This is a genomic window from Dysgonomonas massiliensis, assembly GCF_900240225.1.
Lineage (GTDB): Bacteria > Bacteroidota > Bacteroidia > Bacteroidales > Dysgonomonadaceae > Dysgonomonas > Dysgonomonas massiliensis.
In genome coordinates this window covers 97,108-111,733 of sequence record NZ_OEPV01000004.1, presented here as the reverse complement: position 1 = coordinate 111,733, position 14,626 = coordinate 97,108, and the positions used below count along the sequence as shown (strand labels likewise).

11 protein-coding genes are annotated in these 14,626 nt (G+C 38.2%); 2 read left to right on the top strand and 9 right to left on the bottom strand.

What is annotated here, in order from left to right; translation table 11 throughout:
* Nucleotides 1–70: 70 nt before the first annotated feature.
* The 3 genes from C1A06_RS05260 to C1A06_RS05250 form a co-directional block, all read right to left on the bottom strand.
* Nucleotides 71–991 (bottom strand): 3-phosphoglycerate dehydrogenase, encoded by a 921-nt coding sequence (locus C1A06_RS05260; protein WP_101689194.1) that lies wholly within the window; start codon nucleotides 989–991, stop codon nucleotides 71–73.
* Nucleotides 992–1,054: 63 nt separating this feature from the next.
* On the bottom strand, nucleotides 1,055–2,125 hold the full coding sequence (gene serC / locus C1A06_RS05255) for a 3-phosphoserine/phosphohydroxythreonine transaminase (protein WP_101689355.1): 1,071 nt from the start codon (nucleotides 2,123–2,125) through the stop codon (nucleotides 1,055–1,057).
* 218 nt (nucleotides 2,126–2,343) lie between these two features.
* On the bottom strand, nucleotides 2,344–4,863 hold the full coding sequence (locus tag C1A06_RS05250; protein WP_101689193.1) for an ATP-dependent Clp protease ATP-binding subunit: 2,520 nt from the start codon (nucleotides 4,861–4,863) through the stop codon (nucleotides 2,344–2,346).
* Between the two features lie 260 nt (nucleotides 4,864–5,123).
* Between C1A06_RS05250 and C1A06_RS05245 the strand changes: the two genes are divergently transcribed.
* Together C1A06_RS05245 and C1A06_RS05240 are read left to right on the top strand one after the other, a co-directional pair.
* A complete protein-coding gene (locus C1A06_RS05245) occupies nucleotides 5,124–5,546 on the top strand; it encodes a C-GCAxxG-C-C family protein (RefSeq protein ID WP_159461382.1) in 423 nt (140 codons plus the stop codon).
* Nucleotides 5,547–5,559: 13 nt separating this feature from the next.
* Nucleotides 5,560–6,141, top strand: coding sequence for a DUF2284 domain-containing protein (locus C1A06_RS05240; RefSeq protein ID WP_101689191.1), 582 nt, complete (start codon nucleotides 5,560–5,562; stop codon nucleotides 6,139–6,141).
* Here the strand turns inward: C1A06_RS05240 and C1A06_RS05235 are convergent.
* The 6 genes from C1A06_RS05235 to C1A06_RS05210 form a co-directional block, all read right to left on the bottom strand.
* On the bottom strand, nucleotides 6,138–6,740 hold the full coding sequence (locus tag C1A06_RS05235) for an SRPBCC family protein (RefSeq protein ID WP_145996349.1): 603 nt from the start codon (nucleotides 6,738–6,740) through the stop codon (nucleotides 6,138–6,140). The genes C1A06_RS05240 and C1A06_RS05235 overlap by 4 nt on opposite strands.
* Before the next feature lie 86 nt (nucleotides 6,741–6,826).
* The gene (locus C1A06_RS05230; protein WP_101689189.1) at nucleotides 6,827–7,453 is read right to left on the bottom strand and encodes a nitroreductase family protein; all 627 of its coding nucleotides are present in this window, start codon (nucleotides 7,451–7,453) and stop codon (nucleotides 6,827–6,829) included.
* 92 nt (nucleotides 7,454–7,545) lie between these two features.
* Nucleotides 7,546–9,162: an ABC-F family ATP-binding cassette domain-containing protein gene (locus C1A06_RS05225; RefSeq protein WP_101689188.1), complete on the bottom strand. Its 1,617-nt coding sequence runs from the start codon at nucleotides 9,160–9,162 to the stop codon at nucleotides 7,546–7,548.
* Between the two features lie 79 nt (nucleotides 9,163–9,241).
* The gene (locus C1A06_RS05220; RefSeq protein ID WP_101689187.1) at nucleotides 9,242–11,179 is read right to left on the bottom strand and encodes an LTA synthase family protein; all 1,938 of its coding nucleotides are present in this window, start codon (nucleotides 11,177–11,179) and stop codon (nucleotides 9,242–9,244) included.
* 24 nt (nucleotides 11,180–11,203) lie between these two features.
* Complete coding sequence (locus C1A06_RS05215; protein WP_245872005.1) at nucleotides 11,204–12,637, bottom strand: purple acid phosphatase family protein; 1,434 nt, start codon at nucleotides 12,635–12,637, stop codon at nucleotides 11,204–11,206.
* 242 nt (nucleotides 12,638–12,879) lie between these two features.
* Complete coding sequence (locus C1A06_RS05210) at nucleotides 12,880–14,625, bottom strand: sodium:solute symporter (protein WP_101689186.1); 1,746 nt, start codon at nucleotides 14,623–14,625, stop codon at nucleotides 12,880–12,882.
* Nucleotide 14,626: the final 1 nt, after the last annotated feature.

The following is a 14,626-nucleotide window of genomic DNA, read 5'->3' as shown; positions in this document are numbered from 1 at the left end:
AACAGACTGCCCCAATTGAGGAACAGCCTGTTTTCGATAAAATTAATTGACTATAAATTTATCTATCAGCTTACTTATTTACGCGGAAACGTTCGTTTCCATTCTTCAAGAAATCAACTATTTGATTTGCAGCTGCAAGCCCTGCATTTACGTTTGCTTCGGCAGTCTGCGCTCCCATTTTCTTTGGCGTTGAGTAGTAACGTGTAGGGAATTCTTCTTTCAGAAGACTATAGTTGCTTGGAATAATATCGGTAATATATTTGATATCGGTACGATCTCTCAACAGCTTAACCAACTCTTCTTCGTTGATTACTTCTTTGCGAGCTGTATTGATCAGCATACCATTCTGAGGCATGCGTTTCAGCAGATCGTAATTGATGGAGTTGACTGTTTCGCGTGTTGCCGGAATGTGTAATGATACATATTGGCAAGTCGTATATAAATCTTCAACATTTGCTACATATTTTATGCCTTCGCTTTCGATTTGCTCTTTTGTCAAGAACGGATCAAATGCATATACATCCATACCAAATCCTTTCGCTATACGAGCAACATTTCGTCCAACATTACCATAAGCGTGTATTCCCAGCTTTTTGCCATACAATTCCGATCCGGCCGTTCCATTATAGAAATTACGGATAGCATAAACTGCCATTCCGAAAACCAACTCGGCAACTGCGTTAGCATTTTGTCCGGGTGTGTTCATCACACAGATGTTGTTTGCAGTAGCTGCCTCCAAATCAATATTATCGAAACCAGCTCCGGCACGAACTACTATTTTCAACTGCTTTGCTGCATCCAGTACTTCTTTGTCGAAAATATCGCTTCGGATGATAGCTGCATCTGCTGTGGAAACTGCATCCAACAATTGTTGTTTTTCTGTATATTTTTCAAGCAAAGCCAATTCGAAACCTGCTTGTTCTACTATATCTTTTATACCTTTCACAGCCTGAGCAGCAAAAGGCTTATCTGTTGCAATTAGTACTTTCATTGTATATTTGAATTATAAACGAATAAGAGCAAAATTCACACTTTGCTCTTACTGGTTATTGTTTTATTTTGCGATTTTCTTTTCGAATTCCTGCATTGCATCCACCAGTTGTTGGACTCCTTCCAGAGGCATTGCATTGTATATTGATGCACGGAAACCTCCTACCGAGCGGTGACCTTTCAGGTCATAAAGTCCACGTTCTTTAGCAAAGTCTAGGAACTCTGCATCGTATCCTTCATATCCCGGTGCCATAACGAAGCATACATTCATCAACGAACGATCTTCGACAGCTGCTGTTCCTTTGAATACCGAACTGCGATCTATTTCATTATACAATACTGCAGCTTTTTCTTTATTAAGTTTATGCATAGCCGACACACCACCTTTGGCTTTCAACCATTTAAGAGTTTGTAGCATTGCATAGATAGGCACTACCGGAGGCGTATTGAACATCGATTCGTTTTCGATGTGAATTCTATAATCAAGCATCGAAGGAATTTTACGATTCACTTTTCCTAAGATATCATCTTTTACTACAACAAACGAAACGCCCGATGGTCCTAGATTTTTTTGTGCACCACCATAAATTAGGCCGTATTTCGAAACGTCAACTGGTCTTGAGAATATGTCGGACGACATATCTGCTACCACTGAAATTGGCGAATCCAAATCTTCATGTAACTCTGTACCGAAAATAGTGTTGTTAGTTGTTATGTGAAAGTAGTCGGCATCTAGCGGAATGTTGTATTTTTTAGGTATATACGAGTAGTTTCCATCTTTTGATGATGCAACTTGTACAACCTCTCCAAACAGTTTCGCTTCTTTTTCAGCTTTACTAGCCCATGTTCCCGTATTCAAATATGCAGCTTTTTTCTCTAGCAAATTGAATGGTACCATGCAGAACTGAAGACTTGCCCCACCCCCAAGGAAAAGCACCGAATACCCCGATGGTATATCTAGCAATTCTTTGAATAACTCGATTGTCTCGTCCATGACAACCTGGAAAGCCTTGCTACGATGACTCACTTGCATTAGCGAGAAGCTATTGTCGAAGTCAAGGATAGCTTTAGCAGTTGCCTCATAGGTCTCTTGAGGTAACATTGAAGGTCCTGCACTGAAATTAAACTTTTTCATTAAGATAGTAAGTTGAATTTTTAATCCTTTATTTATTCCTTTAATACAAAAACAAGCTACAAATTTACTAATTTTATAAACAAAACAACATTTTCCATCAATAAAATGTAAATAAAAACGCAATCCTAACATTATGTCAGAATTGCGCTTTCTTATTATTAAAATTGATAATAGCTAATTAATGAAGTTGCATCATTTAGAATCTATTAGCAAAAATATCACTTCACCGAGGCTTTCAATTTATCATTTTCTTTATCAATATCGAATATAATTGTCGCTCCTTCACTTACTTCGCCCGACAGAATAAGTTCTGATATTTCATCTTCGACGTAGTTCTGTATAGCACGTTTCAACGGACGTGCTCCGAACTGAACATCATAGCCTTTATCGGCTAAGAAGTCGATTGCTTTTTGTGACATTTCGACACGATATCCTAACTCTTCGATACGTTTATAGAAACTTTTCAGCTCGATAGCGATGATTTTTTCGATAGAATCTTTCTCTAATTGGTCGAAAATAATGATATCGTCAACACGATTTAGGAATTCGGGCGAGAAAGTTTTGTTCAAAGCCTTCTGTAAAACTCCTCTCGAATATTCTTTATCGATAGATGATTCGACATTGAATCCTATTCCACGACCAAAGTCTTTCAACTGGCGTGTACCCACATTAGAGGTCATTATCAGAATTGTATTCTTGAAGTCGATCTTTCGTCCAAGACTATCTGTCAGATGGCCTTCATCCATCACTTGCAATAGCAAGTTAAATACATCAGGATGAGCTTTCTCGATCTCGTCAAGTAAAACTACCGAATATGGGCGACGACGAACTTTTTCGGTCATCAATCCACCTTCTTCATATCCTACGTATCCCGGAGGTGCTCCGACCAAGCGCGACACATTGAATTTCTCCATGTATTCGCTCATATCTATACGAATCAATGAATCGGCCGAGTCGAACAATTCTTCTGCTATTTTCTTAGCCAAGTGAGTCTTACCAACTCCCGTAGGGCCTAAGAACATGAATGTTCCGATAGGTCGGTTAGGATCTTTCAATCCTATACGATTACGTTGAATAGCTTTCACAATCTTCGTAACTGCATTGTCCTGACCAATAACCGAAGCTTTGATGCTGTCTTTCATACCAACTAGTTTCAAGCCTTCCGATTCACCTATTCGCTGTACGGGAACTCCCGACATCATAGATACTACCTCCGAAACTTTTTCGGCATCCACAATCTCTGGTTGTTCCTTCAATTGATCTTTCCAAGCAGCTTCTTCGGCTTCCAGTTTTTCCATGATCTTGCGTTGTTCGTCACGGAAACTTGCTGCCAATTCGTACTGCTGTGCTTTGACTGCTCCGGTTTTCTTTTCGATCATCAATCTCAATTCTTCTTCAAGATCGATTATATTCTGAGGTGTCTCAATATTCACAATGTGCATACGAGATCCCGCTTCGTCCAAAGCATCGATTGCCTTATCTGGGAAATTACGATCGGTAATGTAACGATCTGTCAGTTTCACACAAGCTTCTAACGCATCGTCAGTATATTTCACGTTGTGATGTTCTTCGTAACGTCCTTTGATATTTTTCAATATCTGAAGCGTTTCTTCGGCTGTAGTAGGCTGTACTACAATCTTCTGGAAACGGCGTTCAAGAGCACCATCTTTTTCTATATTCTTACGATATTCGTCAAGCGTTGTTGCACCTATACATTGTATTTCGCCACGCGCTAGTGCTGGTTTCAGCATATTTGCCGCATCCAGCGAACCTGTAGCTCCACCCGCTCCTACTATAGTATGAATTTCGTCGATAAACAGAATTACATTCGGATTCTTAGCCAATTCGTTAAGAATGGCTTTGATACGTTCCTCGAACTGTCCGCGATATTTTGTTCCTGCTACTACCGAAGCCATATCAAGTGCTATGACACGTTTATCGAACAAAGTACGCGATACTTTTTTCTCGATAATACGCAATGCCAATCCTTCGACAATAGCCGATTTACCGACACCCGGTTCTCCTATTAGTATAGGATTGTTTTTCTTACGACGGCTTAGAATTTGAGCTACACGCTCTATTTCTTGCTCACGACCGATTATCGGGTCAAGTTTTCCTTCCAATGCCGCTTTTGTCATGTCCACACCAAAGTTATCCAATACCGGTGTATCAGTAGCTTGTCGTGGTTGTTGTGTACCTACATTCGATTTGTCATTACCAGTCATCGCATCTTCTTCCTCGTCATCGTCTGTGAAGTCAGCACCCATACGTGGTTGCTCAGATTCCAAAGATGCACCGTTGATCTCTGTTACGCTTTTTATATACTTGAATGCAGTACCGTATTCCAAATTATTATGTTCTAATATTGATGCTGCCATATTGTTATGTTCTTTTAATATTGCCAGTAGCAAATGTTCCGAATCTGTTTCTTTGCTTTTTGTCAAACGTGATTCGAGCATACTGATTTTTAATATTTTTTCTGTTGCTTTTGCCAATACAATTTCATTGATACTATAAGTTGAATCCTGCTGACCTTCAACAGATGAATCTAATTCTTCTTTAAGTTTTAGAATGTCTATCCCGAAGTCTAGCAATGTCTGTATAGCCAGACCTTCTCCGTTACGAATGATACCTAGCATCAAATGTTCGGGAGCCAAATAATTGTTTTGGAGTCGTCCGGCTTCCTCACGGCTATAAGCCATGATTTTACGAACCTGTTGTGTGAAATTATTTTCCATTTTATCTCCTTCCTTTGATGTTTATAATGTGTAATCTCTTACAAAAATAAGACTTTATTTACATTTCGCTTTATTCAGCGAACCTTATAATAGCTAAACAAAAACAATGCCACAATGTTTTTGCACTTTCTGTCAATTTTAGATTCATTGTGAATTATAATCATTTTTTCGAAGAAATGCACGAACATTCTTATTATTGTGTTTTAGATTTATACCTTTGATATTACTTATATTTACCGAACAATTCAAACTGAATGAATATGGATAAAAGCAGAGTAGAAAAAGCCGTAGAGCTATTCAACAGAGGATATAATTGTTCTCAATCCTTATTTGTGGTCTATGCCGATTTATTAGGCTTGAAAAAAGAAGACGCTTTGAAACTGTCTGTCCCTTTTGGCGGAGGTATCGGAGGCTTGGGCGAGACTTGTGGTGCTACTATTGGCATGTTTATGGTTTCGGGCTTGGTTAATGGGACAACTTCTCCCGACGATCAGGAAGGGAAACATCGAAACTACGAGAAAGTGCAATTCCTTGCGGGTGAGTTTAATAAACAACACGGTTCGTTATTATGCAGCACTTTGCGAAATGAAGCTGCAGCAACGGCTACCAATCCGAACGAAAAACCTTGTTCGAAATATATCCGCACTTGTGCTGAATTGATAGAACAGCACCTTTTAAAATAAATTACGCCTAAAAATGTACTCAATCCAAAACGCTGTTGCTAGTATTTCTATTTCAGAGTATATAAATGATTATAGAGACACAGATAAATTTATAGGTTTCTGTAAGGCTTGCAATAAATATGGTAATTGCTGGTCGTGTCCTCCCTATGATTTCAGCACCGATGAATTTCTAAGTCATTATAAATACGCATATATAATCGGAACTAAGATCATTCCGTCCAAATCTCTGTCCGATCAATGTCACTCGCTAGAAGATAGTATAAGAATAGGTAAACAGCTAATCAGTGATGTGAGAAAAAATTTAGATAAAAGACTAATTGAGATTGAGACACAGCATTCTGACAGTAAGGTGTTTTTTGCCGGAACTTGTCATGTTTGCGATGTAGATACTTGTACCCGTATAATTGGCCAACCCTGTCGATTTCCCGACAAGATACGTTATTCGCTCGAATCTTTCGGATTCGATATCGGAAAAACAACAAGTCAACTGCTCGGCATAGAATTGAAATGGAGCAAAGACGGATCTTTGCCCCAATACCTGACACTTGTCAGTGCTTTATTATCCAATGACAGAAATATCAGTCTAAAGATTTAATTCGAAGAATTTGCTTCTACGTATTTCTTAAGATGCGAAGTCATTTCCCATTGGCTACCCAAGAAGCGATAAAGAGCTTCTATTTCCTGAGGACTGGCATTTTGTGTAAACTTGTCATCCAACGTTACTTCGATTGTACGTTTGAACAAGGTTTTATTATCTTCAAGCTTCGTAAACTGATAAGTAATTCGTGAATGAATTGGAGCTTTCGAAAAGTTTTCTCTGCCCGACATAATGTAAACTTTGTCAGTTTCGATCTCTTCTACGGTCCATTCATTAGTCCAGTTTTCGATACCCGGTATCGGACTTGCGATAGTTTCGTTAAACTTAGTTCCTTTTTCGAGTACAACATTTTCGGGTGTGATAGACATTGTAACTCCTAAATTGATCTGAGGCCATATATTCACATCTGTCAGCATTTTGAAGACAACATCTGCCGGTCGATCGATCACAATAGACGCAAAGCCTCCTGATGAATAATTCATCTCACTCTGAACCTGACTGTCGTTGTCCGATTGAGACTCGTCCTTCGTATTTACAGTACACATGGTCATCATTATTGCCACACATGCACAAATAATAATAGATTTTAATTTCATAAGTGTATTTATTCTAGTTTTATGCTAAAAACAAAGCAGATGCAATATTCTCACATCTGCCTCTTATATATTAATTCATTTTGTCATTACAATGGATATCCGATTGGATGATTCAATAATAATAGTTGCCGTTCGTTCAACTTCAGAATCTGTCGAAGTTCTTCTTGTTTCATACTAGCACGCGGTCTGGTTCCCAATCCGGTTGCAGCACAGAAAATAGAGATATTCTGTGATACGATTCCCACGTCAATTCGTCCCATATCGGCAGTATGTTCCGCAGGAATATTACTTGGATATTTCGATCCATCAGCTACTAGATAAAGCATACACGGAGGTAAGGTCGAGTTTTTAGGACTTTGAGCTAACTTCCTGCAATCTTCGGACGACACGAAAATCAATTTCAAATTAGCAGCATCATACTTGTAAACACCATTAGCCAATGCTACATAAATATCTACATCCTGACTATTCAATGCCGATGGTGCTGTACGTTTTCCATTATCTCGATTGATTCCGTTTGCTGCCCATAACAGATTTGACAATTGCTGATCTGTCAGATCGGTTTCCTTGAAATTATCTGTCGACTGACGCTTATTCAGAGCTTCCATAACCGATAATCCTCCGGTTTTAACTGGAGTGGGCAGATTGATGTCTTGAGCATACAGAATTGTAGCTACCAACGAAGCAAAAGCTATAAAAAATAGTTTTTTCATATCCTGATTACAATTTTAAGTTTCGAATAGAAAGATATAAAAAAGTAATAAAAAACAGAATTCTAAAATCTTAAAGACTTATAAATTGCAGTTTATGAAGACAGTGCACGCTTCTTTGCTAAGAATTCACGAACGCCACCTATATGTTCTATCAACTTCTTATCTGTAAACTCATATACTTTCGAAACAAGTCCGTCTAAGAAATCACGGTCGTGCGATACTACAACTACAGTTCCGTCGTAATCAATCAAAGCTTGTTTTAGAATTTCTTTCGTACGTAGGTCCAAGTGATTGGTTGGCTCATCCAGAATCAGAAAGTTTACAGGTTCGAGCAATAATTTAACCATCGCCAAACGAGTCTTCTCTCCTCCTGAAAGCACACGTACTTTTTTATCCGAATCGTCGCGATTGAACATGAATGCTCCAAGAATATTTCTTATCTGTGTACGGATATCACCTTCAGCTACACGATCGATCGTTTCGAACACTGTCAAATCTTCATCTAGCAATTCAGCCTGATTCTGAGCGAAGTATCCAACTTGTACATTATGTCCTAACATGATGGAACCATCGTATGGAGTTTGTCCCATCACACATTTGATGAAAGTAGATTTACCCTCTCCATTTTTACCGGCTAAAGCAACTTTCTCACCTCGTTCGATCATCATATTGGCATTTTGGAAGACCATATAATCATCGTATTTCTTTGTCACACTATCCACTGTCAACGGATAATTACCCGGACGAATACCTTGTTGGAAATAGATACGGATACGCGATTTATCTTCTTCGTCAATCTCTACACGCTCCATCTTTTCTAGCTGACGAACACGGCTCTGAACCAATACGGCTTTTGCTGCCTGAGCACGAAATCGTTCGATAAATTCTTCCATCTCGGCAATCTGTTTTTGCTGAGCTTCGTAAGCATGTATTTGTTGCTGGCGGCGTTCTTGACGCAGCTCTAGATATTTCGAATAATTGACTTTATAATCGTATATTTTACCCAATACAAGTTCGATTGTACGATTAGTTACAGCATCTATAAATGCACGGTCGTGCGAGATAAGCACAACAGCTTTTGCTTGTGTCTTGATAAATTCTTCGAGCCATTCAATAGATTCGATATCCAAGTGATTAGTAGGCTCATCCAATAATAGAACATCCGGATTGCGAAGCAATAATTTGGCAAGTTCGATACGCATACGCCATCCTCCACTGAATTCGCTGGTCGGACGATCCAGATCGCTACGCTTGAAGCCTAGTCCAAGCAAAGCTTTCTCTACCTCTCCATCGAAGTTGACACCTTCTGTCATGGCCAATTCTTCATGAGCATGCGAGAAATCGTCAATCAGCTTCGCATAATCGTCCGATTCGTAATCGGTACGAGTTTCGAGCTGACGGTTCATTTCTTCTATTTTCTCCTGAAGTTCGAAAATATGAACGAAAGCTTGTGATGCTTCTTCACGTACTGTTCGCCCGTCTACAATCTTCATTATCTGAGGTAGATACCCGACTGTAGTACCATCAGTACAGCTGACAGTTCCTTTATGATGGGTATTAACTCCTGCAAGGATTTTCAGCATGGTACTCTTTCCGGCACCATTCTTTCCCACTAGAGCAATACGATCTTTATCGTTGATTATAAAACTTATATTATCGAACAAGAGACGATCCCCTAGTTCAACTTTCAGACTTTCTACTATTAACATTTCTAATCTTTATTTTTTCGAAGCTGCAAAGGTAATAAAATTACCTCTACATAAAAGAGTCACAGATTGATAGAGACCACTATTTTACGATCAATTCATTTTGGGTCATGCGCTCCATATATTGCTGAATCATCGATTTCAGTTTCATTTCCAGAGGCAGATAAACAGCTTTATCGGTAGTCGATAGCAGATTATGCTCCAAAAAAATGTCAGTCTTGAATTTATACAAAGCAATTGTTTTTTCTCCATCAAACTGTAACATGTAATCCCCTTGGAAGATCTGATAAGTTCCGTTCAAATTATTTACAGTAAAAGTATCTTCTGTTTTTGTATTAAACAAGTCTGTACCGAATGCAATATATGGGCTATCATATCCCAAATACCCTAGTACACTTGGCATAATATCAATTTGGGAAGCTACCCGCTCTTTATCCATATTTTTCAACGATCCGTCAGGACGATAGAATACAATTGGAACAGAGAATACACCTTGCGATGTTTGATACTCTTCGTGCGCACTACCATTAGTATGATCGGCTGTAATAACGAAAAGTGTATTTTTAAACCATTCTTTATCCGCGATCGATTCGAAGAAACGCTTCAAGGCATGATCGGTATAACCTACACACTGATGAATAGGAAGAGTTCCTTTCGGAAATTTACCTTCATATTCTTCAGGCACTCTGAACGGATGATGTGACGACAGAGTGAATGTAGCACTCATAAATGGTTCTTTGAAAGTACTCAATTTCTTACCAAAATATTGCAAAAATGGCTCATCCCAAATACCCCAGTGTCCGTCATAGTCATTTTTATCTTTAAACTCTTCTTGTCCGAAATAGTCTGTGAAACCTGTTGAAAAAGCAAACGAATCAAATCCCATCGATCCACTTCTTGCTCCATGAAAGAACGATGTATAATAACCTTTCTTTTCCAATTCACCGGCTACTCCTGACAATTCATTCAGTGATGCCGGAGTCAAAATAAATGGCTCTTGAAATCTAGGAATACTTGTCAATATAGAAGGCATCGCATCGATACTCTTCAACCCATTGGCATACGAATATTCGAAAGTAAGACTTTCTTTCATCAACGAATCTAAGAAAGGTGTATAGCCCTTATAGGTACCATTATCCAGATGTGGATTCAAGTATCCGGAATGCTCTTTTCCGAAGCTTTCGATAATCAGAATAACAACATTCGTTGGCTTAAATTCTACACTATCTTTAGGTGTATGTATAGGCGAATAATATTGCAGCATTTCATCTCTATCCGAGAAATATTTAGGTACTACAAAAGCTTCTTTTCCGAATGTTCTGTACATCGAAAATGGTGTATTCAGAACAATAGCAGTTTCAACCGGATTGTCTACATATTTACTGGCATTACTAATTGTTATCGGACGCATCCCCTTGCCTATTCCTCCACGCATACCACTTACAATGAAAAAGCCTGCAATTCCTAGTATAACAAGATGAACTAAATAATAATAGCCTAAACCCGGAAACAATATATCAGTCTTCGGTTTTCTGTAAAGTTTGTATAACAAATACCCCATCGCAATGGCAATCAATACTAAGTACCAATTATTTACGAACTCAATCCCGATAATTCCCAACAAATTATCTTCGTTCTTGAATTCCGTAAAAATAGTAGCTGTTGTTCTTCGTTTGGTATATTGGAAGAATACTGTATCCATCAGGTTTACTATTATCGCAGTAATATTGCCTACAAGGAATATTATTTTAGCAATTTTCTGATATAATGGTGTTTCCTTATAATGAATAGGAAAAAGCATTAAGGCTAAATATAGCACGTTTGTATAAAGGACAGCTGACAGATCGAATGCAAATCCACCTTGAAACATCTTCAGCAATCTTGAAAAGGACAGATGAGTGAAAAAATCATTGTTGACGATAATAAAAATAACACGGCAAAGCATAAAACTAAGCATTGCTAAAATTATATTATAAAATGCGGCTAAAAAGGTATTATATACCCATCTGTAATTTCTCATAAAACTCAATAAAATATTTTATAGTTAGTTGTTTTTATTCTTTCGCGACTCCCATTCCCGTACAGCCTCAAGGTATTTATCGCGTTTGGCACGTCCTTTCTTGCTATCTCCAAAGCCGTCAAATTTGAAAATTTCGTCTAAATTACGTGCTCTATCGATAATATTTTTTTTACCGTCTTTCCCTATTTGAATAGTTAAATCATCGTATAGAGTTCCATCAAAAAGATAAGATTTAAACTCCAGATTTTCTTTAGTCACTTCAATACTTTGATATAGAGCTAGCCCCGAACCTAGACGGTCATGAATCGGATCGAATCCATTTCGATAAAATTTAGGTGAAGCGCTACTTATCACAAATACTGGAGGAATAGTATCTCCATCAGCTTTTGTCGTAATCCTTGAATATGCATGATCATGCCCTTGCAATACTAGATCGGCTCCATTATCATTTAATACAGGTAGGAACAAATAACGCATCATAACATTCATTCTACCCTCTCTGACAGAATATACGCCATGATGGAACATTACTACTTTCCATGGCTGAGTCGCATCCTTTAATGTTTCCTCTAACCAATTTCGATGCTGAAGAACTGCATCAGGCCACTGAATTACATTACTGTCGATAACGATAATTCGCATCAAAGGGAAATCAACATAATATGATTTACCTTTAAAATCGGCAGGTCCATTCTGCGGATAATTATGCTGAGCCACCCAACGTTCATCCAAAGTTTTATTCAGACCTTTAATATATTCATGATTGCCTGCCACATTTACTAAAGGAATAGTTCCAGCCCAGTCGCTCAATGATTTATACCATAAATTCCAATATTTATCCATCGGACGCTCAATCTGATCACCGGCAAATGCGATAAAATCAAACTTCAGAAGCTTCTGTCGTAAAACCATAAACAGTGAATCTGATTCATCTCCTTTTGGATCTTGAACATCACCAACATATAAAAAGCGTAAGGTATCATTCACAAACGGAACATTGAAAGTCCTCCATGTCGAAGTATCATTATCCGATATTACACGGTAAGTATATCTATTTCCACATTCCAAATCCGATAAATTCGCATGATAATAATACGCATGTCCTGCCCGTGTCTCAACTGATTGGCTTGTAGCCGGAATTAAGTTTGTTTCTAATTCAATCTTTGTTGAGTCAATTTTATAATATTCTACAAATGATTTATGTTCTATCGAGTCGTATCGCCAACTTATTACTCTTTCCTTTGTAAAGTCCATACCGGGAGTAAGTGTGATTCGTTCTATTTTCTTAGGAGTTATATATGGATCTTCTGGAATATTAGAAAACCAAGCATCATAACGAATAAACAATAAAATGCTAAGTGCTAGAATAACAATGGTAAGAACTATAGAAAAAATAAAGAAACATCCCTTTTTCTTACGAGCTTTATTTTTATCTTCTTTGACAGACTTTGAATTCATAACCATATATTTTTTATAAATATGTGTTCTTTTCTCTTCTATAAAATAATAAGAAGTACATATAGAATAGATTGGCGCAAAGTTATACTATTTTATTTTACGATTAATCTATTTATCCATAGTTCCATTCGTATTATTATAAAAAATGTCAATGACACACAAATAAGAGAAAAGCGTTATAGTCTTTCCCGACCATAACGCCTTTCATTAGAATACTTAATATTATTTGTACAGATATATTTTTACCAGAAATACCAGTAGAATAAACCGCAAAGTAGAACTACTCCTAACGAAGCGATAACATCCCATTTATCCCAGCTGTTTCTGATTTGTTTTTTATAATCCCCAGTAAATGTGATTGCATCAATTTGCTGAGCTGTTGGCTTCGGTGTGAAGAATGACACAACAACCATCAGCCCCATGATGAATACTAACAACCAGATTTCGAATATAAGCCAGTTAGTTTGCCAGAACCAGCTTGTATATTCCCAATACCAGCCAGACATAACATCCTTGCCCGAATTAGTAAAGATATTAGTAACCAAACGTAGCATACCAACTAGGAAACCTACAATCATACCTACCTCACCTGCTTTAGGAGTAATTCTTTTCGAGAAAATACCTAAAGCGAATACAGCAACCATTGCCGGAGCTAGTAAAGATTGGATACCTTGCAGATAGTCATAAAGGCTACCCAGACTCATCATAATAGGAATCCATACGATACCTAGAATTACGACTACAATCGTAGCAATACGACCTACCAAAACGTATGTACTTTCACTTTTATCTTTAAACTTCGGTTTGTAGAAGTCTTCTGTAAACAGCGTTGCGCAAGAGTTGAAGAAGGCAGCTAAAGAAGCAACCAAAGCAGAAATGAAACCGATAGTAACAATACCTTTAACACCTGCCGGTAACACGAATTTAACCATAGAGCCAAAAGCTGTATCCGGATCGTCCAATGTGAATCCGCTATCAGGACGAGCAGCTAGTGCTGCTGCAACCATTCCCGGAATCAAGAACATGAATACCGGTAATATTTTGAAATAACCTGCTGCAATAGAACCTCTACGTGCACGTTTCATAACGACTTCATTCGATTCACCTTTTTGCTGACCTAGTACACGTTGAACGATATGTTGGTCTGTACACCAATACCAAAAACCAATGATAGATGCTCCGATGAATACCCAAAAACCCGGATAATCGTCATACAAAGGGTCACCAGTACTGAAGTGGAACATATGATTTGTTCCATAAGCAACACCATCAGCACCCACATTCAATGTCTTAGAATAATCGATCATTGCAGTCCAACCTTCAGCAATACTTCCACCTCCCAATGCACTTAATCCTAAAAACAGTACAAGGAATGAACCAATGATAAGGATCGGAGTCTGAATTGCTGATAACGTCATTACACCCTTCATACCTCCAAGAACGGTAAATATACCTGTCAAGAAGATCAAACCGATCGCACCATACCAGAATGGTAATCCAAGAAGACTTTCCATAAAGATACCTCCGGTAAATGCCGTAACACTCACTTTGGTCAATACGTATGCAATTAGCGTGATGATAGACAACCATGATCCGGTTCTGGGAGTATAACGATACTTCAGGAAGTCGGGCATCGTAATGATTTTACCCATTTTGTTGTTCATCAACTGATAGAATGGCACAAACAACCATCCTAAAATAAGAATCATCCAACCTTGCATCTCCCAGTGTGCCATACCTACTCCCGATTTTGCACCGGTTCCGGCAAGACCCACCAAGTGTTCAGATCCAATATTTGCAGCAAAAATGGCAGCTCCGATAATGTACCAAGGCTCACCTTTACCGAACAAATAGTCTTCACTATTAGCTCCTTGTTGCAATTTTTTATCTTTTTGTACCGAACGCCATACAGCCCACGTTACAGCCAATATGCCGACTCCTAGAATAAGCCAGTCGAGCCATATAAATTCATGTGAATTCCAATTCATA